General features: G+C 72.8%; 20 protein-coding genes, 2 tRNA genes and 1 pseudogene. 13 read left to right on the top strand and 10 right to left on the bottom strand.

From position 1 onward, the window contains the following. Positions 1–188: 188 nt before the first annotated feature. On the bottom strand, positions 189–1,289 hold the full coding sequence (locus tag ACIQ9G_RS00835; RefSeq protein ID WP_403604276.1) for an LLM class flavin-dependent oxidoreductase: 1,101 nt from the start codon (positions 1,287–1,289) through the stop codon (positions 189–191). A gap of 229 nt (positions 1,290–1,518) precedes the next feature. Further along, positions 1,519–2,250 (bottom strand): decarboxylase, encoded by a 732-nt coding sequence (locus tag ACIQ9G_RS00830; protein ID WP_403604273.1) that lies wholly within the window; start codon positions 2,248–2,250, stop codon positions 1,519–1,521. Between the two features lie 378 nt (positions 2,251–2,628). Here ACIQ9G_RS00830 and ACIQ9G_RS00825 point away from each other — a divergent pair, with 378 nt between their 5' ends. From ACIQ9G_RS00825 to ACIQ9G_RS00795, 7 genes are all read left to right on the top strand, one after another. Beyond that, positions 2,629–3,576: a D-2-hydroxyacid dehydrogenase gene (locus ACIQ9G_RS00825; protein WP_403604270.1), complete on the top strand. Its 948-nt coding sequence runs from the start codon at positions 2,629–2,631 to the stop codon at positions 3,574–3,576. 123 nt (positions 3,577–3,699) lie between these two features. Continuing rightward, a complete protein-coding gene (gene ehuB, locus ACIQ9G_RS00820; protein ID WP_403604267.1) occupies positions 3,700–4,611 on the top strand; it encodes an ectoine/hydroxyectoine ABC transporter substrate-binding protein EhuB in 912 nt (303 codons plus the stop codon). Next, positions 4,608–5,336: an ectoine/hydroxyectoine ABC transporter permease subunit EhuC gene (ehuC, locus tag ACIQ9G_RS00815; protein ID WP_403604264.1), complete on the top strand. Its 729-nt coding sequence runs from the start codon at positions 4,608–4,610 to the stop codon at positions 5,334–5,336. Before ehuB ends, ehuC begins: the two co-directional genes overlap by 4 nt. After that, entirely contained in the window at positions 5,333–5,983 is a 651-nt protein-coding gene (ehuD, locus tag ACIQ9G_RS00810) for an ectoine/hydroxyectoine ABC transporter permease subunit EhuD (RefSeq protein ID WP_392194999.1), read from the top strand. The genes ehuC and ehuD overlap by 4 nt, the downstream gene beginning before the upstream one ends. After that, the gene (ehuA, locus tag ACIQ9G_RS00805) at positions 5,973–6,761 is read left to right on the top strand and encodes an ectoine/hydroxyectoine ABC transporter ATP-binding protein EhuA (protein WP_403604261.1); all 789 of its coding nucleotides are present in this window, start codon (positions 5,973–5,975) and stop codon (positions 6,759–6,761) included. The genes ehuD and ehuA overlap by 11 nt, the downstream gene beginning before the upstream one ends. 206 nt (positions 6,762–6,967) lie before the next feature. Then, the gene (locus tag ACIQ9G_RS00800) at positions 6,968–7,726 is read left to right on the top strand and encodes an IclR family transcriptional regulator (RefSeq protein ID WP_403604258.1); all 759 of its coding nucleotides are present in this window, start codon (positions 6,968–6,970) and stop codon (positions 7,724–7,726) included. Between the two features lie 131 nt (positions 7,727–7,857). Beyond that, positions 7,858–7,931 (top strand) — tRNA-Lys (locus tag ACIQ9G_RS00795). A 50-nt stretch (positions 7,932–7,981) separates the two neighbouring features. Here ACIQ9G_RS00795 and ACIQ9G_RS00790 read toward each other — a convergent pair. From ACIQ9G_RS00790 to ACIQ9G_RS00780, 3 genes are all read right to left on the bottom strand, one after another. Next, positions 7,982–8,446, bottom strand: a complete 465-nt coding sequence (locus ACIQ9G_RS00790) for a hypothetical protein (protein ID WP_403604255.1) — start codon at positions 8,444–8,446, stop codon at positions 7,982–7,984. Positions 8,447–8,605: 159 nt separating this feature from the next. After that, a complete protein-coding gene (locus ACIQ9G_RS00785; protein WP_403604252.1) occupies positions 8,606–9,211 on the bottom strand; it encodes a lytic polysaccharide monooxygenase in 606 nt (201 codons plus the stop codon). Between the two features lie 97 nt (positions 9,212–9,308). Further along, the gene (locus ACIQ9G_RS00780; RefSeq protein ID WP_403604249.1) at positions 9,309–10,286 is read right to left on the bottom strand and encodes an SPFH domain-containing protein; all 978 of its coding nucleotides are present in this window, start codon (positions 10,284–10,286) and stop codon (positions 9,309–9,311) included. A 303-nt stretch (positions 10,287–10,589) separates the two neighbouring features. Here ACIQ9G_RS00780 and ACIQ9G_RS00775 point away from each other — a divergent pair. From ACIQ9G_RS00775 to ACIQ9G_RS00760, 4 genes and pseudogenes are all read left to right on the top strand, one after another. Beyond that, a tRNA-Lys gene (locus ACIQ9G_RS00775) sits at positions 10,590–10,663 on the top strand. A 121-nt stretch (positions 10,664–10,784) separates the two neighbouring features. Continuing rightward, a pseudogene (locus ACIQ9G_RS00770) lies at positions 10,785–10,925 on the top strand (GntR family transcriptional regulator); the annotation flags it as partial. A gap of 468 nt (positions 10,926–11,393) precedes the next feature. Then, positions 11,394–13,505, top strand: coding sequence for a glycosyltransferase family 2 protein (locus ACIQ9G_RS00765; RefSeq protein ID WP_403604247.1), 2,112 nt, complete (start codon positions 11,394–11,396; stop codon positions 13,503–13,505). Beyond that, a complete protein-coding gene (locus tag ACIQ9G_RS00760) occupies positions 13,502–15,439 on the top strand; it encodes a galactose oxidase-like domain-containing protein (RefSeq protein WP_403604244.1) in 1,938 nt (645 codons plus the stop codon). Before ACIQ9G_RS00765 ends, ACIQ9G_RS00760 begins: the two co-directional genes overlap by 4 nt. An 81-nt stretch (positions 15,440–15,520) precedes the next feature. On the opposite strand, the gene ACIQ9G_RS00755 is transcribed toward ACIQ9G_RS00760, so the two are convergent. From ACIQ9G_RS00755 to ACIQ9G_RS00735, 5 genes are all read right to left on the bottom strand, one after another. Continuing rightward, positions 15,521–16,564, bottom strand: coding sequence for a glycoside hydrolase family 6 protein (locus ACIQ9G_RS00755; RefSeq protein WP_403604241.1), 1,044 nt, complete (start codon positions 16,562–16,564; stop codon positions 15,521–15,523). 369 nt (positions 16,565–16,933) lie between these two features. Next, positions 16,934–17,806 carry a sortase domain-bontaining protein gene (locus tag ACIQ9G_RS00750; RefSeq protein ID WP_403604238.1) on the bottom strand — a complete coding sequence of 291 codons (873 nt, stop codon included), beginning with the start codon at positions 17,804–17,806 and terminating at the stop codon, positions 16,934–16,936. A gap of 388 nt (positions 17,807–18,194) precedes the next feature. After that, on the bottom strand, positions 18,195–18,974 hold the full coding sequence (locus ACIQ9G_RS00745) for an HAD-IIA family hydrolase (RefSeq protein ID WP_403604235.1): 780 nt from the start codon (positions 18,972–18,974) through the stop codon (positions 18,195–18,197). A 161-nt stretch (positions 18,975–19,135) separates the two neighbouring features. Beyond that, complete coding sequence (locus tag ACIQ9G_RS00740) at positions 19,136–20,065, bottom strand: hypothetical protein (protein WP_403606685.1); 930 nt, start codon at positions 20,063–20,065, stop codon at positions 19,136–19,138. A 286-nt stretch (positions 20,066–20,351) separates the two neighbouring features. Then, a complete protein-coding gene (locus ACIQ9G_RS00735) occupies positions 20,352–21,833 on the bottom strand; it encodes an ROK family protein (RefSeq protein ID WP_403606683.1) in 1,482 nt (493 codons plus the stop codon). Positions 21,834–21,942: 109 nt separating this feature from the next. Between ACIQ9G_RS00735 and ACIQ9G_RS00730 the strand changes: the two genes are divergently transcribed. Together ACIQ9G_RS00730 and ACIQ9G_RS00725 are read left to right on the top strand one after the other, a co-directional pair. Next, entirely contained in the window at positions 21,943–23,016 is a 1,074-nt protein-coding gene (locus ACIQ9G_RS00730; protein WP_403604232.1) for a Gfo/Idh/MocA family oxidoreductase, read from the top strand. Continuing rightward, positions 23,013–23,528 (top strand): heme-degrading domain-containing protein, encoded by a 516-nt coding sequence (locus ACIQ9G_RS00725; protein WP_403604229.1) that lies wholly within the window; start codon positions 23,013–23,015, stop codon positions 23,526–23,528. Before ACIQ9G_RS00730 ends, ACIQ9G_RS00725 begins: the two co-directional genes overlap by 4 nt. Positions 23,529–23,595: the final 67 nt, after the last annotated feature.

Below are 23,595 nucleotides of genomic sequence, written 5' to 3'. Positions count from 1 at the left end.
GCCTTCGGACGTCCAGGCCGTCAGTTGCACCAGGCCGTGAGCTTCACCAGGCCGTGAGCTCCGTCAGCCCATCCGGCCGTCAGGTCGCCAGGCCGTGAACTCCGTCAGGCCGTCAGACCGTGAACTCCGTCGGGCCGTGAACTCCGTCGGGCCGTGAACTCCGTCAGACCGTCAGACCGTGAGGTCCGTCAGGCGGACCCGGGCCCGCCCGGCAGGTCGTAGGCGTCCGCGATGAGTTCGTAGGAGCGCAGGCGTATGTCGCCGCTGTGCGCGTTGCTCGTGATCATCAGCTCGTCGGCGCCGGTGCGCTTCTGGAGGTCGTCCAGGCCGGCCCGGACCTCGTCGGGGGTGCCGTGGACGACGTTGGCGTTCCAGGAGGTGACGAACTCCCGCTCCATCGGGCTGAAGTCGTACGCCTCCGCCTCCTCCGGGGTGGGCACGAGACCGGGGCGGCCGGAGCGCAGCCGGACCATGTTGAGCGCCGCGGCGAGCACCTGCCGGCGGGCCTCCCGCTCCTCGTCGGTGGCGAGGGCGGCGACGCCGATGAGGGCGTAGGGGGCGTCGAGGACCTCGCTCGGCCGGAAGGACTCGCGGTAGAGGTCGAGGGCCGGGACGGTGTTCTGCGCGGAGAAGTGGTGCGCGAAGGCGAAGGGCAGGCCGAGCACGCTGGCCAGCCGGGCGCTGAAGCCCGAGGAGCCGAGCAGCCAGATGGGCGGGCGGTGCGGCGACTGGACCCCGCCCGGGGAGGTCGCCTGGACCGGGCCGGGGACGGCGTGGATACGGCCGTAGGGGTGCCCGTCCGGGAAGTCGTCGTCCAGGAAGCGGGTGAGCTCGGCGAGCTGCTGGGGGAAGTCGTCGGCGCCCTCGTTCAGACGTTCGGTGCGGCGCAGGGCCGCGGCGGTGGCGCCGTCGGTGCCGGGCGCGCGGCCGAGGCCGAGGTCGACGCGGCCCGGGGCCATGGCCTCCAGGGTGCCGAACTGCTCCGCGATGACCAGCGGGGCGTGGTTCGGCAGCATGACGCCGCCGGAACCCAGGCGGATGCGCTCGGTGTGCGCGGCGAGGTGGGCGAGGATCACGGCCGGGGAGGAGGAGGCGACGCCCGGCATGGAGTGGTGCTCGGCGACCCAGTAGCGGTGGTAGCCGCGGGACTCCGCGAGGCGGGAGATCGCGACGCTGGTGCGCAGCGCGTCGGAGGCGGTGCGGCCCGCGCCCACGGTGACCAGGTCCAGTACGGAGAGGGGTACGGGTGCGGTGCCGTGGGCCTCGCCGCGGATCTCGTCTGCCGACACGGGGGTGCCTCCTGTTTCGTGGCCGTGCGCTGTCTCGCCCGGCGTCAACAGGAGACGGCCCCCGGTTGTTCCCCGTGCCGGGCTCCACCCCGGCCGTCGGACCTGCCCGTTCCCGGCGGCCGGCCCCCGTTCCCGGCAGCCGGACCTACCCATTCCGGGTGCCCGGACCTGCCCGACCCCGGCCGTCGCATCTACCCCGTCCCGGCGCTCGGACCTCCCCGGCCCCGCGTCAGACCTGCACGATCGGCTCGCGGGTGAAGAGGGCGCCCAGGGTCGGGGCGTTCACCCGGCGGTCGGTCAGGCGCAGCGCCTCCCAGACGGTGACCTGGCTGGCCGTGAGGACCGGCTTGCCGAGGTCCTTCTCCAGGGCGGGGATGTGCGAGGCGGTGTGCAGGGCGGAGTCGGGCAGCAGGACCGCCTCGGCGTCCGGGGTGTCCGCCTCCCGCGCCAGCGCCAGGATCTCGGACTCGCCCCAGGTCGCCGCCTCGGCCGCCGCGACGGGTCCGGCGCTGTGCGCCGCGGCCACCTCCACGTCCGCGGCGCGCAGGAAGTCCGTGAAGAGGCCGGTGACCTCGGCCGGGTACGTCGCGGCCACCGCGACCCGCCGTGCGCCGACCTCGCGTACCGCGTGGACGAAGGCGAAGGACGTGCAGGAGGCCGGCATCCCGGCCGCGTGGGCCAGCGTGCGGACCTGCTCGTGCGCGCCCTCCCAGCCGTCGGCGAAGCTGCCGCTCGCGGACGCCCAGACCACCGCCTCCGCGCCGGACAGCCGCAGCCCCTCGACGCCCCGGGCCAGCCGCTCGGCCGCCCCGGGCTCGCGCGGCACGGCCGGCCGGTGCGCGCCCTCGCCCGCTTCGGTGTGGACCACGTCCACCCGGATGTCGCTGCCCAGGAGCTGCTCGATGCGCGGATAGTCGTCCTCGGCGAAGTGGCCCGGGTAGAGGAATCCGAGTGCGGTCATGTCCAGCCTTCCTGCTGTCGGTCCGGCGGTACGGGCCGGGCGGCGGCCTTCCGCCGTCGGTCCGGCCGTGCGGGCCCGGGCGCGCACCGGCGTGCGCGGCGGCGCCCGTGGCGGCCCCATGGCTCAGGTACCCCGTGGGCGCGGCGGCGCGCATCTCATGACCGGGTTGGCCGAAGGCAGGCCGGTCGTGGCGCGGCGCCGCACCCGGTCCCGTAGGGCACCGCCCGCCCCGGCCCCGTACGGATTCGCACCCCGGGGCCCGAGCGGCACCACACCCCGGCCGCCCGGGCGGAGGCCGTGTTGACGGCGCCGGGTCGGGGTGCGAGCGTGGTCGATCCGTGCACGTCAGACGGCTGCCCCCTGGAGAAACGGCTCGCCATGACCGTCCCCGTCCTGCTCGTCCTCGACGCCGACCCACCGCCCCGGCTGGGCCGCCTGACCGGCCGGGCCCGGGTGGTGCACACGGACGAGGCCCGTCTCGCCGCGCGGCTGCCGGAGGCCGACGTGCTGCTGGTGTGGGACTTCACCTCGACGGCGGTGCGCCGGGCCTGGCCGGGCGGCGGCCCCCGGCCGCGCTGGGTGCACACGGCGAGCGCGGGCGTGGACCATCTGATGTGCGCCGAACTCGCCGCCGGCGAAACGGTGGTGACGAACGCGCGCGGTGTCTTCGAACAGCCGGTCGCCGAGTACGTCGCGGCCCTCGTGCTGGCCATGGCCAAGGATCTGCCGCGAACCCTCGATCTCCAGCGCGAGCGGACGTGGCGGCACCGTGAGGCGCAGCGGGTGGCGGGCACCCGCGCGTGCGTCGTCGGTTCCGGGCCGATCGGCCGGGCGATCGCCCGCGCGCTCCGGGCGCTCGACGTGACGACCGCGATCGTCGGCCGGGTGCCGCGCACCGGCATCCACGGCCCCGACGACCTGGACCGGCTGATCGCCCGCGCGGACTGGGTCGTCGCGGCCGCGCCGTTGACCGAGCGGACCCGGGGCATGTTCGACGCCCGCCGGTTCGGGGTGATGCAGCCCTCGGCCCGCTTCGTCAACGTCGGCCGGGGGCGGCTCGTCGTGGAGGAGGCGCTGGCGGAGGCGCTCGCCAGGCGCTGGATCGCGGGCGCCGCCCTGGACGTGTTCCAGGACGAACCGCTAGGCCCCGAGAGCCCGTTGTGGCAGGTGCCGGGGCTGATCGTGTCCCCGCACATGAGCGGGGACACGGTGGGATGGCGGGACGAACTGGGGGCACAGTTCGTTGAGTTGTACGAGCGCTGGCAGGCGGGCAGGCCGCTGCCGAACGTGGTCGACAAGCAGCTCGGCTACGTCCCCGGGCACTGACCGCAGCCCAACCGCCTGCCGTCACACCTCTGCTGACAGGGCACCGGATCGCCACACAGCGGGCACCGGACCCCCACAGGGTGCGGCGGCATGACTCGTATCGCCTTGGGTAGCCGCGCGCCCATGGCTCCACCACTTCCAGGCCGTAAAGACAGACAGATACCAGGGCCCAGCCGCCGGTCGCTGCTCGCGGGGGTCGCGGCGCTCGGCGCGCTGGGCGCCGCCGGATGCAGCCGGGTGGCCACGGCGTCCACCGCGAAGGGCGGTGACCTGCTCGACAGGCTCAGAGCGCAGGGGGTAGTCAAGCTCGGCATCGCCGGCGAGATCCCCTTCGGATACATCGACCGTGACGGCCGGCTCACCGGTGAGGCACCGGAGTTGGCGCGCATCATCTTCAAACGGCTGGGCGTGGACCGGGTCCAGCCCGTGCCGACCGAGTTCGGCTCGCTCATCCCGGGCCTGAACTCCCAGCAGTTCGACGTCGTGGCCGCCGGGATGTACGTCACTCCGGAGCGGTGCAAGCAGGTGATCTTCGCCGATCCCGACTACCAGATGCTCGACGCGTTCATCGTGCGCAAGGGCAACCCCAAGGGGCTGCACAACTACCGGGACATCGTCGCGAAGAAGGCGAAGTTCGCGACCGGCACCGGATACGCGGAGATCCAGTACGCGGTGGAGGCCGGGTACAAGGAGAGCGACATCCTCATCGTGCCCGACCAGGTGGCCGGCCTGAACGCGGTCGAGGCCGGCCGCGTCGACGTGTTCGCCGGTACGGCGCTGACCGTCCGCGAGGTGGTCAAGAAGTCGGCCAAGGCCGAGGCGACCAAACAGTTCGCGCCGCTGGTCGGCGGCAAACCGCACGTCGACGGCGGCGCCTTCGCCTTCCGGCCGACCGAGACGGCACTGCGGGACGCCTTCAACGTGGAGCTGCGCAAGCTGAAGCGGAGCGGCGAGCTGTTCCGGATCCTGCGGCCCTTCGGGTTCACCCGGGCCGAGATGACGGACCTGACCATGAAGGAGCTGTGCGGCGGATGACCACAGGGCTCTGGGAACTCGTCCTCAAGGGTGCATGGACCACCCTCCAACTCCTCGTCCTCAGCGCGCTGCTGGCCGCCGCCGTCTCCTTCGTGGTCGGCATGGCCCGCACCCACAGGCGCCGGCTCGTGCGCTTCCTCGCGGGGTTCTACACCGAGGTGTTCCGCGGTACGTCGGCCCTCGTGATGATCTTCTGGGTCTTCTTCGTGCTGCCACTCGCCTTCGGCTGGCAGCTGGTGCCGCTGTGGGCGGGCACCCTGGCGCTGGGGCTGACGTACGGGGCGTACGGCTCGGAGATCGTGCGCGGCGCGCTGAACTCCGTGGACCCGGCGCAGCGGGAGGGCGGTGTCGCGCTCAGCTTCACGCCCTGGCAGCGGATGCGGCTGATCCTGCTGCCGCAGGCGGTGCCGGAGATGATCCCGTCCTTCTCCAACCTGCTGGTCGAACTGCTCAAGGGCACCTCGCTGGTGTCCGTCATGGGCATGGGCGACCTGGCCTTCAGCGGCAACCTGGTGCGGCTGGCGCTCCAGGAGAGCGCGCAGATCTACACCTACGTGCTGCTGATCTACTTCGTGATCGCGTTCCTGCTGACCCGGCTGATGCGCGGGCTGGAGAAGCGGCTCAAGGCCGGGGTCGGCAAGGGCGCACCGACCGCCGCGGCCCCGCGGGAGACCAAGCGCGCCGAGACGACCGGCGTGGGCGCCGCGGGCGGTGGTGTGGCATGAAGTGGGACTGGAACGCCGTGCACGACTTCCTCCCGCACTTCTGGGACGGACTGCTCGTCACCCTCCAGGCGCTGGCGCTCGGCTCGCTGATCTCCTTCGCGCTGGGGCTGGTGTGGACGCTGCTGATGCGGACGCCGACCCGGTGGGTGCGCTGGCCGGTGGGGGCGGTGACGGAGTTCGTCCGTGACACGCCGCTGCTGGTGCAGCTGTTCTTCCTCTTCTACGTGCTGCCCGAGTGGGGGCTGACCTTCTCGGCCCTGACCACCGGTGTGTTCGCGATCGGGCTGCACTACTCGACGTACACGATGCAGGTCTACCGGGCCGGCATCGAGGCGGTTCCGGCCGGCCAGTGGGAGGCGGCGACGGCGCTGAACCTGCCGCGGCGCCGGACCTGGACGGCGGTGATCCTTCCGCAGGCGATCCGCCGGGTGGTCCCGGCCCTCGGCAACTACGTCATCGCCATGCTCAAGGACACGCCGATGCTGATGGTGATCACCGTGCTGGAGATGCTGGGGCGGGCGCGCCTCTTCTCTCAGCAGCACTTCCAGTTCACCGAGCCCCTGACCGTGATCGGGGTGGCCTTCATCCTCGTGTCCTACCTGGCCTCCCTCCTCCTGCGAACACTGGAGCGACGTCTTGTCCGTTGACGCCACGAAGAACACCGAACACCCCGGAACCGACCCGCGCACCGGTGAACTGATCCGGCTGGAGAACGTCACCAAGCGGTTCGGCGACCACACCGTCCTCGACGGCCTCGACTTCTCCGTCGACGCCGGCAGGCACGTCACCCTCATCGGCCCCTCCGGCTCGGGCAAGACCACGATCCTGCGGATGCTGATGACCCTGACCCGGCCCGACGAGGGCACGATCACGGTCGACGGGGAGCGGCTCTTCCCGGCCACCGGGAAGCAGGTCCGCGAGGTCCGCAAGAAGATCGGCATGGTCTTCCAGCAGTTCAACCTGTTCCCGAACATGACGGTGCTCAGGAACATCACCGAGGCGCCCGTCACCGTGCTCGGCCTGTCCCGGGACGAGGCCGAGGCGCGCGCCCGCGAGCTGCTCGAGATGGTGGACCTCTCCGACAAGTGCGACGCCCGGCCCTCGCAGCTCTCCGGCGGCCAGCAGCAGCGGGTGGCGATCGCCCGTGCGCTGGCGATGCGGCCGCAGGTGCTGCTGCTGGACGAGGTGACCTCGGCGCTGGATCCGGAGCTGGTCGCGGGTGTCCTGGACGTGCTCAGGAACATCGCCCGCACCACCGACATCACGATGCTCTGCGTGACCCACGAGATGGGTTTCGCCCGGGACATCTCCGACCAGGTCCTGATGTTCGACGCGGGCCGGGTCGTCGAGTCGGGGCCGCCGGAGAAGATCTTCGGGGATCCGGAGCAGGAGCGGACCCGGGAATTCCTCAGCGCCGTGATCTGACGATCTGAAGACGGGACGTGCGAGATCGATCCATCACCCGAGGTCCGCGCATCGGGTGATGGCCATGGCATGTGCCAGGGTGCCGACCATACAGTTGAAAGTGGCACGATCTCGCCAACCCCCGCTCCCCGCAGGGCGTTTGCCCGTTATCGTGGAAGCGATCGCTGACCAGATCACGGCACAGTAAGCGAGCGCAGGGGGAAACCGTGGCGCTGATGCACGAGCCGACCGCACCGTACCAATCGGCCCAGGACGCCCTGCGCGTCCTGGAGACCGTGGCACAGCACGCCGCCGGAGTGACCGGCGGAGAACTCTCCCGCGCCACCCGCCTCGGCCCCGAGCGGCTCACCGCCCTGCTGCGGATGCTGCGCCGCGAGGGGTACGTGGAACAGGGTGGCGACGGGGCGTACGTCACCGGGGACGCACTGGCCCGCCTGGGCTCGGCGCGCGGCCGCGACCAGGCCCTGCGCGACAAGATCCAGCAGAACCTCGACCGGCTGCGCGACACGGTGGGGGCGGCCGTCTACATCAGCCGGTACATCGACGGCGAGGTCAGGGTCACCCAGTACGCCGACGGCCCGGCCACCCCGGCGGTCAACGAGTGGGTCGACTTCCGCTACTCGGCGCACGCGACCGCGGTCGGCAAGAGCCTGCTGACCCAGCTCGACCACAACGCCCGGCGCGACCACCTCGCCCGGCACAAGCCGGCCCGGCTGACCTCGCGGACCATCACCAGCGACAGGGTGCTGCTCTCCCGGCTGGCGGCGCAGCCGCCCACCGTGCCGGTCCTCGACCTCCAGGAGTACGCGATAGGCACGGTCTGCGCGGCCGTCCCGATCACCGCCGGCTCCGCGGTGGGCTGCCTGGCGCTGTCGCTTCCCGTCGAGCACGCGCACCGGCTGCGCCGGGCCGCGGACCAGCTGAACCGGAGCGCGGCGCCGGTGCTGCTGTCCCTGGCGATCTAGGACATCCCTCTCTCGGATCTTCCCGGGGGCCGGGCCGGTCCCGGCCCCCGGGAAATTGGTCGGGAGCACCCCTGGGGACCAGGTAGTATTTTCTTCGTCGTCGGCCGCGGGAAGCGGACGGCGGGAGTCATGCGCCGCTAGCTCAGTTGGTTAGAGCAGCTGACTCTTAATCAGCGGGTCCGGGGTTCGAGTCCCTGGCGGCGCACCGGTGAAGGGCCCCTCGTGCACACGAGGGGCCCTTCTGCGTCGGCCGCCTCAGAAGCCGCCGGCGCCCGTCAGGCCGAAGGTGTCGGCGTACGTGACCATGAAGCCGACGCAGAATCCGACGACCGCGCCGAGGAAGGCGAGGGTGCCGAGGGTGGCGGCCGCGTTCTTCCCCCGGCTCGGCCGCCGGGCCGTGGCGGCGATCTCGCGGCCCTGCGTGTAGTAGACGGTGACGACGTCCCCCTCGAGGACGGTCGCGGGGCCGCCCTCCTCCTCGAACCGGACCAGGCGGCCGTCCCGCGCGGTGAACTCGTAGACGTGGTGGAGCTCGGTCCGGACGGAGGTGTCGTGTGCTCCGCCGTGCGTCGTCGTGAACATCCGCAGACAGCGGCCCTCGGCCGTGAGCCCGCTGTTCCAGGCCCGCCGCAGCTGTATCGCGCGGCGCACCACGCGGTACGCGAGGAACAGGGCCACGCCCATGATCAGGACGGGTACGGCATACATCAGCGCGTTCATGAGATCCCCCGTGGTCGGTCCGCCTCCCCCCGTTCGGTCGGCGTGCCAGGAACCTACCCAGGCGGGCGCGTCCGGTGGCTCAAGGGAGGCTCAGAGATCAGGGCCGCGCGTGCGCCGGTACGGCCGGTACCGGGGCACGCGCGGCCTGCCCGCGGGGGGTCAGAAGGTGACGTCGGAGCAGGCGTAGAACGCGTTGCCCGTGTCGGCGACCGTCCAGACGGCGAGGATGACGTGGTGGCCGCTGAGCCCGGACGGCAGGGTGCCGCTGTGGCTGAGGGTCGAGGGCGGGCGCTGACCGCCGTAGGGCACCGTGAGGAACGGTGTGGTGGTGAGATCGGCGCGGGTCAGGGCGTGGTCCTGGTTCCAGCCCTGGCGGGTGACGTAGTACCTGAAGTCGGTGGTGGCGTGCATGGCCGTGAACTGCCAGCGGAAGGTGTAGCTCTGCCCGCCGGTGACTCGCGTGGTGGGCCAGGCGCCGCCCGACGGGGTCCGCGGGCTGTCGAGCTGGGCGAACCGGGTGTTGTTGCCGGAACAGAGCCGGCCGTCGGCCGGACCGGACGCCGGGAAGCCCTTGGGGCCCTCGACGCTCTGCGGCTCCCACTGGATGTCGCCGCAGTTCGGCACGGTGCCGTTCGCGCAGAGCTTCTGCCGGCTGACGGGGAGATCGGTGTAGCCGTGGCTGCTGGCGCCGCCGGTGGAGAGCACGAGGGCTCCGGCGGTCGTGAGGCCCAGCACGGCGGCGTACAACGTGGCCTGTGTGCGCATGCTGCCGCTCCTGGAGAACGTGGGGGAGGTTCGGTGAGCCGTGCAGGTCTAGACCAAGTCTCAGATTATGACCGGTAGTTGAACATGTCCATACCAATCACGGGCCTGTTTCGCGGCAGTCCGCGCGGAACTCCACGGCGGCCTCCGGCGCCCATTCCACCCGGGCCGGCCGCACCGAGAACACCTCCAGGCCGACCGGCGCCGTCTCCCGAGCCACCAGCCGGGTCAGCACACCCTCGGCCGCCTCCGTCGGACCCCGTCCCGTCCCCGGCGGCTCCACCGGAACCCGGGCCAGTGCGACCTCCACACAGGCACGCAGATACGTCTCGTGGTCGTCGACCCCGAGCACGGCCCGCGCGGTGTCCCGCACCCGCCACACCACGAGCACCGCCACCCGCAGCGCCAGGCCGTCCGGGTCGGCGGCCTGCATCGGCTCGCTGCGCCAGTGCCGCAGCCGTACGTCCACCCGGCGACGTGACACCAGCGGGTTGACCCACAGCAGCCCGGTGCGCCGCACCGTCCCCCGGTAGCGGCCGAACAGGCCGAGCACCCAGGCCCGCCCGGCCCGCCCCCGGGCCAGCCCGGCGAAGCCGGCCAGCCCGAGCGCCCCGGCCCCGGCGCACGCCGCCAACTGGGGCAGCCCCGGCCCGGCGCCCGCGATGTCCGGCAGCGGCACCCCTGCGACGAGCGACGGCAGCACACCGGCCCACCAGGAGGCGAGCACACAGCCCGCGGTGCCGACGCCCCCGGCGGCCACCCCCGCCACCCCCGGCAGCACCCGCGCCGCACGCTCCTCCAGACCGGCCTCCACCTCCGGCACCGCCCGCACCGCCGCGGCGCTCCGGTTCCGCGGCCGCGACTGCTCACCCGTGCCCGGCCGGCGTGCCACGACCGCGGACCCGGGCGGCACCGGCGCCGGAGCGGCCTCGTCACGGAACAGCAGGTGGACGGGGATCTCGGTGGTCACCTCGGTGTGGATGAGCCGGGCAGGGCGGCCGCCCTGGCCGTCCCCGGCTCCCGCCTGCCCGCCGGACTCCGCGGGATCGGGGGTGGGGGACGTGGCCGTCGTACGCAAACCTGCCTCCAGCCTCCGCGCCGGTCGGTTCAGGACAGTGGGCCGCCCACCGGGCGGGCGCCGGAGCCGGGGTGCGGCCGGCCAGGGGGTACGACGGGGTGCGCGTCACCTCACCTCTCGGGGGACATGTCCGCAACGGTGTACGAAGATCAGTGTCGCCAGCGCCCGCCGGACGCGCATGTCGACGGTCCGAACGACGTACACGGACGGCCCGGGGCCCACCCCCGGCGGGGCCCGCCGCCAGGCGGGGGCGGCCGGTCCGGAGCACTTCCGCACGTCATGTAGAGTTAACGACGTCACCAGGCGCCGCTAGCTCAGTTGGTTAGAGCAGCTGACTCTTAATCAGCGGGTCCGGGGTTCGAGTCCCTGGCGGCGCACGACGACGATGGCGAGCCACGTCCGCGAACAGCGCGGATCGGCTCGCCATCGCTGTTTCCGCATCTCTCCGCCTGGCCGGAACACCGCCTTCCCCCTGTTTTGACCGGATACCCTCCCGCCATGGCAGCGCGCGACCTCCAGGAGCGGATCAAGAAGCTGATCGTCGACCGCCGGCCGGCCTCCGGAGCCCCGCTGCCGACCGAGCCCGAGCTGCTGGAGTTCCTCGGGGCGAGCCGGAACGCGGTGTGTCAGACGCTCAAGTGCGGACCTCGTTGAACTGAAGTCGCTCCTCGCCCGTATGGAAGAGGAGGCCGCCAAAAAGGCGGTAAGGGACCACTTCGGCACCATCCGCTCCCGCCTGTCCGGTACCGGCTCACAGGTCACCCACTCGCGCCACAATGCGCTTGTATGACCGGTAAACTCCGAGTTTCGCATCTTGCGATCATGCTGGACACCGTAGAACCCTGGACGCCGAGCTGCCGCCCTCGCGCGGCACTTGGGGGGTAAAGGGCCGGTTGCCGGATCTGCGGGGAAAAGGGGCCCCGTGCGTCGATGGCTGCCGAGGGGGGCAACCATGCAACCGGATGGCCGCGGTCCTCAGTCCATGGGGTAGGGACGAGGTGGTGCCTGCGGCCCACCACGCAGACGCCTGTGCCGGTCGAGGGGGACCTCAAGCAGGCGAACGAACCGAACGAACACGCGCTGATCTTGCGTGTGGGGGGATGACTCATGACGTCGACGCCGACCGGCGCCGGACACACTCACCATTCTTCACCGGCGGCCGCCGCCAGGCCGCCCGCGCAGCGCTCCGGTGCCGCCACGGGGACCACCACGAGCACCACCACCGGAACCTTCCGGAGAATCAAGAGGACCCTGCCGAGATACGACTACGAGCACTACAGCCGCCTGGCAGGACCTCTCACCCAGCCCGACCCGGACAAGCCGTACCGGGTGCAGTACCGGTCGCTGATCTCACAGGAACCGCACCGGATACGGGTGGCGCTGATGCTGGCCGCCGCCCCGCTGCTGTCGCTGGTCCTGCTGGGCTGGCTGCTGCAGCCGGAGCACTGGACCGAACGGGACTACCCGGCCCACGACTTCCTGCCCGCCCTCGACACCGTGATGCTGGTCTCGATCGGCCTGATCGAGTTCTTCCGCTGCATGAACGTACTGTCGAACGCGCACGCGACCCTGGTCGCCCGCGACCCGGTGCCCGTGGTGCCGGAGACCGGCACGCGGGTCGCCTTCCTGACCTCCTTCGTGCCCGGCAAGGAGCCGCTGGAGATGGTCACCAGGACCCTGGAGGCCGCCGTACGGCTGCGCCACCGGGGCCTGCTGCACGTCTGGCTGCTGGACGAGGGCGACGACCCGGAGGTCAAGGAGGTCTGCGCCCGGCTCGGCGTCCACCACTTCTCCCGCAAGGGCGTCGCGCGGTGGAACCAGCCCACGGGCCCGCACCGCGCCAGGACCAAGCACGGCAACTACAACGCCTGGCTGGCGGCGCACGGCGACGCGTACGACTTCTTCGCCTCCGTCGACACCGACCACGTCCCGCTGCCCAACTACCTGGAGCGGATGCTCGGCTACTTCCGCGACCCGGACGTCGGCTTCGTCATCGGCCCGCAGGTGTACGGCAACTACGACACCTTCGTCACCAAGGCCGCCGAGTCGCAGCAGTTCCTCTTCCACGCCCTCATCCAGCGCGCCGGCAACCGCTACGGCGCGCCGATGTTCGTCGGCACCTCGAACGCCGTACGCATCAAGGCGCTGAAGCAGATCGGCGGCCTGTACGACTCGATCACCGAGGACATGGCCACCGGCTTCGAGATGCACCGCGCCAAGAACCCGGCGACCGGCCGCAAATGGCGTTCGGTCTACACCCCGGACGTGCTCGCGGTCGGAGAGGGCCCGAACGCCTGGACGGACTTCTTCACCCAGCAACTGCGCTGGTCACGCGGGACGTACGAGACGATACTCAAGCAGTACTGGAAGGGCTTCGGCTCGATGCCGCCCGGCAAGCTCTTCAACTACACCATGATGATCATCTTCTATCCGATGTCGGCCCTCAACTGGATCCTGGCCGCGCTGAGCTGCGCGCTGTTCCTGGGCCTGGGCGCCTCCGGCGTCAACATCGACCCGACCGTGTGGCTGATGCTGTACGGCAACGCCTCCGCGCTCCAGATCGGCCTGTACATCTGGAACCGCCGGCACAACGTCTCCCCGCACGAGCCGGAGGGCTCCGGCGGGGTGGCCGGCATGGTGATGTCGGCGCTGTCGGCGCCGATCTACGCCCGTTCCCTGATGGACGCCGCGCTGCGCCGCAAGAGCACGTTCGTGGTGACCCCGAAGGGCGAGTCGGCCAGCCCCGACACCCTGTTCGGGACGTTCCGCGTCCACTGGTTCTTCATTCTGGTCTTCGGCGGCTCCCTCGCCGCCGGCTTCGCCCTCGGGCACTCCCACCCGGCGATGATCACCTGGGGCGCGTTCGCCCTGCTGATCACCGCGTCCCCGATCTTCGCCTGGCGGTGGACGCTGCGGCAGGAGCGCCGCGGGCGTGCGGCGTCCGCCGCCGCGCCGGAGCCGCGGGACGCCGTACCGGCGTACGCGGCGCACCCGCCCGCGCCGGGAGCGCCCACCTCCGCGGCGGCCCCGCCGTCGCCGCACCCGGCGCACCCTCCGCGGCCACGGCCCAGCTGGGCCGGGCCGGACGGTCCGCCGGGCCCACCCGCTCCCGACGCGGAGGGCGCGGCGGACGGGACGGCCGGGGAGGCCGGAGAGACGGGTACGGGCGGCCAGACCATGCAGATCGCCCTGGGTGGACCGGGGGGTCGTAAGGAATGAGGGACCAGGCCGGCCTCCGCCGCGCCCGTCGGCTCGGAATCGGCGCGGTGGTGGTCATCGCGCTGGCCGGGATGAACGGGCCGTGGCTGTACCGCTTCGGCACGGAGCGCTACCACCAGTACGTGATCAACAAGCCCGAGTACAAGGCCGCCAACGGCCACTGGGAGATCGTCGAGTTCCCCCGGCGGTACCGCCAGGACACCATCCACGCCGTGCTGCTGCACACGGGGAAGGTCCTGCTGGTCGCGGGCTCGGGCAACAACCAGGACAACTTCGACGCCAAGAAGTTCGACAGCCGGATCTGGGACCCGGTCAAGGGCACCGTCAAGAAGGTGCCCACGCCGAAGGACCTGTTCTGCACCGGCCACACCCAGCTCGCCAACGGCAACATCCTGATCGCCGGCGGCACCAAGCGGTACGAGAAGCTGAAGGGCGACGTCACCAAGGCGGGCGGCCTGATGATCGTCCACAACGAGAACCCGGACAAGCCGATCACGCTGCCCGCGGGCACCCGGTTCACCGGCAAGGCGAACGGCAGGACCTTCGTCTCCAAGGACCCCGTCCTCGTGCCGCGCGCGAAGAAGGTCTTCGACCGGGGCACCGGCAGGTTCCTGCGCAACGACCCGGGCCTGGGCCGCATCTACGTCGAGGCGCAGCGCAGCGGCAGCCGGTACGAGACCGGCACCCAGGACAACTACCGCATCCAGGGCCTGACCGGCGTGGACGCCCGCAACACCTACGGCATCGCACAGAAGCTCGCCCTGGACAAGAAGGACTTCCAGGGGATCCGGGACGCCTACGAGTTCGACCCGGTCGCCGAGAGGTACATCAAGGTCGACCCGATGAACGAGGCCCGCTGGTACCCGACGCTCACCACCCTGAGCGACGGGCGGATCCTCAGCGTCTCCGGCCTCGACGACATCGGGCAGCTCGTCCCGGGCAAGAACGAGATCTTCGACCCGACGACCCGGAAGTGGGCGTACACCCCGAAGATCCGTCAGTTCCCGACCTACCCGGCGCTGTTCCTGCTGCAGAACGGCAAGCTGTTCTACTCGGGCTCCAACGCGGGCTACGGTCCGGACGACGTGGGCCGCGAGCCGGGCGTCTGGGACGTGGCCAGCAACCGGTTCACCAAGCTGCCCGGCCTCAGCGACGCGAACATGATGGAGACCTCCGGCACGGTCCTGCTGCCTCCGGCGCAGAACGAGAGGTTCCTGGTGATCGGCGGCGGCGGGGTCGGCGAGTCCAAGCTGTCCAGCCGCAGGACGCGGGTCGTCGACCTGAAGGCCGGGAACCCGCACTTCGTGGACGGGCCGTCCCTGGAGAAGGGAACCCGCTATCCGCAGTCCTCGATCCTGCCGGACGACTCGGTGCTGGTCTCCGGCGGCTCGGAGGACTACCGGGGCCGCGGCGACTCCAACATCCACCAGGCGCGTCTGTACGACCCGGCGGCCAACACCTTCAAGCGGGTCGCCGACCCGCTGGTGGGCCGCAACTACCACTCGGGCTCGATCCTGCTGCCCGACGGCCGGGTGATGTTCTTCGGCTCCGACTCGCTCTACGGCGACAAGGCCAACACCAAGCCGGGCACCTTCGAGCAGCGCATCGAGATCTACACGCCGCCCTACCTGTACCGCGGCGCGCGGCCCTCCCTGGCGGGCGGCCCGCGGACCATCGCGCGCGGCGCGTCCGGGACGTTCACGTCACGGCACGCGTCGGCCATCAGGAAGGTGCGGATGATCCGCCCGAGCGCCTCCACCCACGTCACGGACGTCGACCAGCGCTCGATCGCACTGGACTTCAAGTCCTCCGGCGACCGGATCACGGTGACGGTGCCGAAGAACCGGAACCTGGTGCAGTCGGGCTGGTACATGCTGTTCGCGGACGACGACCAGGGGACGCCCAGCAAGGCGCAGTGGGTCAAGGTGCCCTAGAAACGCCTCTACGTCACTGGGGTCGCCCTCCGCCGCGGAGGGCGACCCCAGTGACGTACGGAGAACCGCCGGAACGGAGAACTACCGGGTGGCCTCCGCCAGCTTGAGCGCGTAAGCGGCCCACCAGTCCCCCGCCTTCGGCCCGCCCTTGCAGGTGCCGTCGGACTCGCCGGGGCGCTTGACCCACAGGTAGGCGTCGACCAGCGGGTCGTCCGTCCTGATCGTCGGCGGCTCGCCCAGCGCCCGGCCGGGCGGGTTGCACCAGCGCTCGCCCGGATCGCCGTCGGCGTAGGGGCCGTTGCCGTTGCGGCTGGTGTCGACGACGAAGTGCTTGCCACCGATCTTGGCGGACAGCCGCTTGCCGTAGGCGATGGATTCCTCGGTGGAGTAGAAGTTGGAGACGTTGACCGCGAAGCCGTCGGCCCGGTCGACACCGGCCCGGCGCAGCGGCTGGAAGATCTGGTCGGGGTGGCCCCAGCCGGCGTTGCCCGCGTCCAGGTAGACCTTGGTGTTCCGCAGCGACTTCAGCTTGCCGATCGCGCCCTTGAGGAGGTCGTAGCGCTCCTCCTGGTACTGGCCCGGGGTGCAGCCGTCCACCAGGTGCAGCACGGCGTCCGGCTCCAGGATCACCGTCGCGGCGCGGTCCCCGATGCCCCGGGCCACGCCGTCGAGCCACGCCCGGTAGGCGTCGCCGTCGGCGGCACCGCCCTGCGAGTACTGGCCACAGTCGCGGTGCGGGATGTCGTACAGGACGAGCAGCGCGGTGCGGCCCGCCCGGTCGGCGGCCTCGGTGAAACCGCGCGCCTCCGCCTCGGGATTCTCCGGGCCGATCCACTCCCCCGTCGGCTGCGCGGCGATCTTCCGGATCTGCTCGGCGTCCGCCTTGCGGCCCGCCTTGACATGGGCTGCGACCTGCCGGGCCGCGTTGCTGTCCGGGTTGACCCAGAACGGGTCCGCCTCCCGGGGCTGCTGGGTGATCGTGGCGCCCCCGCCCCTGTCGCCGTCCTTCTCGCCCCCGCCCTCCGAAGAACACCCCGCGACCAGCAGCGCCGCCCCCAGCACCGCCGCGGACGCCCGTACCCCCGCCGAAGGGGCGCACGGGAAGGCCCCCCTCATGCCGTACATCCCACTCCCCCTTGGTGCAGTCGGCCAAGTCACCATGCTGACACAGCCGGTGCGGCGACGGCGGGCTCCTGAGCAACGCAGCGCCACCGCTCTGGGGCATTACGTCAACTCGCCTCTAGATCATGGCTGTTCGCGCGTTCTGGAGTCGTGCCGCACGGTCCCGGCCCACCGCCGTGGCGCACCGCCATCGCGCATCGCCGTGGCCCACCACCGTGGCCCACCGCCCGCGCAGGAGGCCCGAGGCCTCCCGCGCCGGTCACCGGGTTGCTCCCGGGCCGGTCGCCTGGTCACTCCCGCAGCCGGAGGCGGTCGAGGACCGGCCCGGCCGGCGGCTCCGGGGGAGCGGGTCGCCGACCGGGCCAGGTGATCTCAGCGAACGGTCCCGGTGAGGTACGCCGACACCACCACGTCCGCGGCACAGCCGCCGCCCGCGCGGCCGGAGGCACCTTCGCAGGTGATCAGCCGCAGCTCGGCGCGGTCCGACCGGTGGGGGGTGGGGGTGGGGGCCTGTCGGGGGTGCGCGGGCCGGGGATCGGGGGCGGAGGCGGGGCCGGACTTGGGGGCGGCGTTCAGGTCAGGGCCGGACTTGGGGGCAGGGTTCAGGTTGGGGGCGGGGCTCAGGCCGGGGTCGGGGTTCGGGTTGGGGTCAGGGGCGGTGTTCAGGCCGGGGTCGGGCTCGGGGGCGGGGTCGGGCTTGAGGACGGGGCCGGAGGCGGGGCCGGGGTCGCGGGTGAGCACCTTGACGTCCTCGACGGTGAAGGCGGCGGCCCGTCCGTCGTCCCGGAGCACGCGGACCGTCTCGCCGGGGCGCAGCGCGCGCAGCCTGGCGAACACGGCGGGCCGGGTCCCGGTGCCGGCGCGCCCCACCAGGAGCGCGGTCCCGGGCGCCCCCGGCCGCACACCGGCGCCGTACCAGCCCACGAGGCCGGGCCGGTCGGCCGGGGGCGGCTCGACGGAACCCCGTCCGTCCAGGCCGCGGGCCACCACGGGCGCCCGCACGCCGAGGTCGGGGATGTCGAGCGCCTGCGGCAGGGCGCCCTTGAGCGGCGCGGCGGCCGGCGGCAGGAGGTCGTCCTGCGGGGGGCGGCCGACCGCGGCCATGTCCCCGATGGCCGGTCCTGTCGACTGCGGGCGCGCGTCGGTCAGATCGCGTCCCCACAGCCACAGTCCGAGCAGCAGCACCACCCAGGCCAGGCCCGCCAGGAGCCGGCCGGTGGCGAGGGAGCGCTCACCGCCGGACACCGTGATCGCCTCCTTCCTCCGCCCCCCGGCCACGGTCCGCCGGACGGCTTTCCCCGCTCCGGGACGAACCGGGAGCCCGGGGCAGGAAGGCGCCGGCGGCACCGGCGAGGACCAGCCCGGTCACCGCTTGTGCCGCACCGGGACCGGCGGGCCCGAGACGCCCGGAGGCGCCGTCCCGGGACGCGGGCACGCCCACCGAGGCGCCGGCCGGCGAGGCTGCGGCCGCCGGGGACGACGCGGCGGCCACCAGAACCCCCGTACAGAGAGTGAGGTTGAGTGAACCCATCGTGAGACCTCCGGGATCCAGCAGACTCCCGGGGGCCGGGCCCCGCATCCGCAGCGACGGCCGCGCTGCTCCATACGGGTTAACACAGGTTTGAGCGGCCGGTCAGACCCGCTCGACGAGGTCCGCGATGGAGTCGACGACCATGGAGGGCCGGTACGGGTAGCGGTCGACCTCCTCCGGCCGCGTGACGCCGGTCAGCACCAGGAAGGTCCGCATCCCGGCCTCCAGACCCGCGAGCACGTCGGTGTCCATCCGGTCGCCGATCATGGCGGAGGTCTCCGAGTGCGCGCCGATCGCGTTCAGCCCGGCCCGCATCATCAGCGGGTTGGGCTTGCCGACGAAGTACGGCTTCTTGCCGGTGGCCGCCGTGATCAGGGCCGCGACCGAGCCGGTGGCGGGCAGCGCGCCCTCGGCCGAGGGACCGACGTTGTCGGGGTTGGTGGCGATGAACCGGGCCCCGTCGTTGATCAGGCGTACGGCCTTCGTCATGGCCTCGAAGGAGTACGTCCGGGTCTCGCCGAGGATCACGAAGTCGGGCTCGTGGTCGGTCAGGACGTACCCGATCTCGTGTAGCGCGGTGGTCAGGCCCGCCTCGCCTATGACGTACGCGCTGCCGCCCGGCCGCTGGTCGTCCAGGAACTGGGCCGTGGCCAGGGCCGAGGTCCAGATGTTCTCCATCGGCACCTCCAGGCCCATCCGCCGCAGCCGGGCGTGCAGGTCGCGCTGGGTGTAGATGGAGTTGTTGGTGAGGACGAGGAACGGCCTGCCGGACTCACGCAGCTTCTTCAGAAAGGCGTCGGCGCCGGGGATCGGCACACCCTCGTGGATCAGGACGCCGTCCATGTCGGTGAGCCACGACTCGATGGGCTTGCGGTCTGCCATGTGCGGGATCTCCTGCCGTACGCGGGGCCAGCGTGGCCCCAGCCTAGCCAGTGGCCGAATCGTGCCGGAACGGTCCGTCTCCGGTGCCCCGCATTCCGCTCCCCACGCACCTCAGGACCGGCGGTCCCGGTGTCTCCGGGTCGGTGGTCCCGGCCTCCGGATCAGCGGCGCCTCCAGGTCAGCACCACCGTTCCGCCGGCCGCGAGCAGCAGCGCCGTCGCCGTGATCACGCCGAGCGGGGTGTCGAGGCCGGTGCCGGCCAGCTCGTCGGCGAACGGCAGCCCGCTGTCCGAGGCGGTGGGGGCCGGGGACGGCGGGGTGCCGGTGCCGTTGCCGGTGCCGTTGCCGGTGCCTGTGCCGTTGCCTGTGCCGTTGCCTGTGCCCGTGCCGTTGCCGGTGCCGGTGCCGGTGCTGGAGTCGGCCGTGGGACGGGGGCGGGTCGCGGGGTCGGAGGCCCCGGTCGCGTGGGAGGCCGTACTCGCGTCGGGACGCGCGGTGGAGCCGGGATCCTTGGCCGGCGGGTCACTGGCCGCGTCCTTGGCCGGGGCGCCGTGCACGCGGAAGCGGTAGTCGTTGGACTGCCCCACCCAGTCCCCGTCGTCCTCGTGCCGCTGCACGACGGCGGCCTTGGCGGTGACGTCGTTGGCCACGGCGTCGGAGGTGAGCGCCAGCCGGACCTTCACGGTGACGGTCCGGCGCGGCTCGACGGTGAAGCCCGGGAGCCCCGCGTCGAAGGGGCCGACGAGTTCGTCCTGGTCGGTGGCCGAGAAGCGCACGGGGTGCGGGCGGCCGGCGTCGTAGAACTCCAGCCGGGGCTGGCCGACCTTGAGCGCGTGCCGGGAGTCGACCAGCACCAGCACGGGGTGGATGGCGGCACAGGTGCGGTCGGTGGTGTTGGTGAGGTCGAGCAGGAAGGTGCCGTACCCACCGCCGGCCTCGAAGGTGCCGGGACCACCGTGGATGCGGGTCGTGATCGGGAAGCTGCGGTCGTCCGGCCCGGCGCAGGTGGGACGCGCGTCGGCGTGGGCCGGCCCGGACAGGAGGACGGCGGCTGCGGCAAGGCAGGGGGACAATAATGTGCACAGTCGCATGAACACATGACCATCCCGGAGGAACCGGGCCTGCGGTGGAGCCACTCCGGACACAGACCACGAACGGCCGTACGGATCTACCCGACCGGCTGCACTGGACCCGGGGCCGTCCGTGGCGGTGCGGGCTCCGGGAACGTCCGGTGCCGGGGCGGTCCGGCGGCGGTCGCGATCAGGGGACGTCCGGTGCTTGGGCGGTCCGGCGGCGGTCGGGGTCAGGGATCGTCCGGTGCTGGACCGCCCCGGCCCGGACAGCCTCTGATCCCACACCGCCTCCGGCCACCCTTCGTCAGCCGTCGCCCCGGCCGAACAGCGGTGCGAGCAGGAGCTGGGCCGCGCCCTCCGCGACCCCCCGCGTGCCGCCGGGGGCGATCCGCACGGGGACGGCCCCGCCGGGCACCCCCTCGCGCCGGGCCCGCGCGGCGAGCACCGCGCCCACGCCGGCCACGAAGGCCTCCGGGGCGGCGGCGACCGTACGGCCGCCGAGCAGCACCAGGTCGATGTCGAGCAGCCCCACGAGATTGGCCGCACCGGCGCCGAGCACGCGCGCCGCCTCCGCCGTCTCCCCGCGCTCCACGGCCGCCAGGCACAGCGCCTCGACGCAGCCGCGGTCGCCGCAGCCGCACGGCGGCCCGTCCAGCTGGATGACCTGGTGGCCGAACTCCCCCGCCCCGGTCCGCGCCCCCCGGTGCACGCTCCCGCCGATCACCAGCCCGGCGCCGAGTCCCGTGCCGAGGTGGAGGTAAGCGAACGCCCCGCCCTCCCCCGCGACGGCCAGTCCCAGCGCCGCCGCGTTGGTGTCCTTGTCGACGACGACCGGCACCCCGAGCCGCCGGGCGAGCGCCTCCCCCAACGGAAAGCCGTCCCACTCCGGGAACCCGGTCACCCGGTGCAGCACCCCCCGCACATGGTCGAGCGGACCGGGCAGCGCCACCCCGACGCCGAGCAGGGTCCCGACCCGGGCGAGCGGCGCCGCGCCGACCGCCTCCGGCGCCTGCGCCCCGGCCCCTCCCGCCAGCGCCTGGCCCCCCGGCCCGTCGGCCGTCGCCTGCCCGGTCAGCGGCGTCCCGGGCGTGGGTCCTTCGGCCGCCACCGGCCCGGTCGGCCCGGCAACCACCTGTCCGGCCGCCGTCTGCCCGGCCGCCGTCTGCCCGGTCACCGGCCTCCCCGGCGCGGGCCCTTCGGCCGCCGCCTGCCCGGCCGGCCCGGCAACCACCTGTCCGGCCGTCACCTGCCCGGCCGTCACCTGCCCGGCCGTCATCTGCCCAGCCGCCGTCACTCCGGCCACCGGAACCCCGGGCGGCGCCCCCTCGGCGCCCCGCAGCCACCCTCCTTCCCCCACCACCCGGGCCACCAGGCCCTCGACCTCCCGCGCCACGGCCTCCACCACGGCTTCCGCCCCCGTCCCCGCCTCCAGATCCAGCGGGCGGCGCCGCTCCCCGATCACCGCGCCGTTCAGATCGACCAGCACCGCACGCACCTCGTCCCGGTCGACGTGCACGCCCACCGCGTGCCCCGCCTCCGGCACCAGCCGCAGCACCGTGCGCGGCTTGCCCCCGGTGGAGGCGCGCCGTCCCGCCTCCGCCGCGAGCCCCTCCTCCCGCAGCCGGGCGGTGATCTTGCTGACCGCCTGCGGGGTCAGCCCCGTCCGCTCGGCCAGCTCCAGCCGGCTGATCCCGTCCGGCCCGGCGGCCCGCAGCAGATCGAGCACCAGCGCGGTGTTGTGGCTGCGCAACGCGAGCAGATTCACCCCCGCGGTCGCTCCCCTCATCGCCGCCACCGTGCCGCTCCAGCCCGCCACCGCGCCACCCTTCTCGCTGCTCACACCCCCATTGTCGCCCGCGCTTGCACTTTGGCAACAGCGTTGCGAAAGTAGAGCCATGACTGGTACTCCCCTCCGCGTGGGCCTCGTCGGCTACGGCCTCGCGGGCTCCGTCTTCCACGCCCCGCTGATCGCCGCGACCGAGGGCCTGACCCTCGACACGGTCGTCACCTCGAACCCCGAGCGGCAGGCACAGGCCCGTGCGGAGTTCCCGGACGTCCGCGTCGCCGCCGCCCCCGACGAGCTGTTCGCCCGCGCCGACGAGCTCGACCTGATCGTCGTGGCCTCCCCGAACAAGACGCACGTCCCGCTGGCCACGGCCGCCCTCAAGGCCGGTCTGCCCGTGGTCGTGGACAAGCCGATCGCCGGCACGGCGGCCGAGGCCCGCGACCTCGCCTCCCTGGCGGAGGAGCGGGGACTGCTGCTCTCCGTCTTCCAGAACCGCCGCTGGGACAACGACTTCCTGACCCTGCGCGCGCTGATCGCCGAGGGCGAGCTGGGCGACGTATGGCGCTTCGAGTCCCGGTTCGAGCGGTGGCGGCCGCTGCCGAAGGGGGGCTGGCGCGAGTCCGGCGACCCCGCGGAGATCGGCGGTCTGCTCTACGACCTCGGGAGTCACGTCGTCGACCAGGCCCTCCTCCTGTTCGGCCCCGCGACCGCCGTGTACGCGGAGTCGGACGTGCGCCGCCCGGGCGCCGAGGCCGACGACGACACCTTCATCGCCCTCACGCACGCGAGCGGTGTCCGCTCCCACCTCTACGTCTCCGCCACCACCGCCCAGCTCGGCCCGCGCTTCCGGGTCCTTGGCTCGCGGGCGGGCTATGTGAAGTACGGCCTCGACCCGCAGGAGCCGGCCCTGCGCGAGGGCCGGCGCCCCGGCACGGCGCCCGACTGGGGCACGGAGTCCGAGGAGCTCTGGGGCCGGCTCGGCGCCGGGGAGTCCCCGGTGACCGGCGGCGGCCGCCCCGTACCGACCCTGCCCGGCGACTACCCCGCGTACTACGCCGCCGTGGCCGCCGCCCTCCGCGACGGCGCCCCCAACCCGGTGACCGCGCTCGAGGCGGCCGCCGCTCTCGACGTCCTGGAGGCCGCCCGCCGTTCGGCCCGCGACCGCGTGGAGGTGACGCTGTGACCGGCACCCCGAAGCCCACCGCGAAGCCCACTCCGAAGTCCGCCCCTGAGACCACGCCGAGCGTCGAGGAACTGGAGGCGCAGGAGCGCCGCCTGGTGTTCCGCCAGTTCACCTGCGACGACGCCTGGGCGCTGGGCTCCCTGCTGGTGGAACTGGCCCGGGAGCGGCAGGCCCCGGTCGCCGTGGACATCCACCGCGCCGGCCAGCAGCTCTTCCACGCGGCCCTCCCCGGCTCCACCCCCGACAACGACGCCTGGATCGCCCGCAAGCGCCGGGTGGTGGAGCGCTACGGCTCCGCGTCGTACCTGGTGGGAGCCCGTTTCCGGGCCAAGGGCACGACGTTCGAGGACTCCTCGCGGCTCGACCCCGACGTCTACGCGGCGCACGGCGGCTCCTTCCCGATCACCGTCGAGGGCGTGGGCGTGATCGGCGCGGTCACGGTGTCCGGGCTGCCGCAGCTCCAGGACCACCGGTTCGTGGTGGAGGCGCTGGAGCGGTTCCTGGACCGGTAGGCCCGTCGGGGGATTACCGGCGCGTTCCCCCGGGTTGGGGTGGCTGTACGCGGAATGATCACGGCAC

The organism is Streptomyces sp. NPDC096152 (assembly GCF_044763235.1).
Lineage (GTDB): Bacteria > Actinomycetota > Actinomycetes > Streptomycetales > Streptomycetaceae > Streptomyces.
The sequence above is the reverse complement of the archived record's forward strand: the minus strand, read 5'-3'. Positions and strand labels throughout refer to the sequence as shown.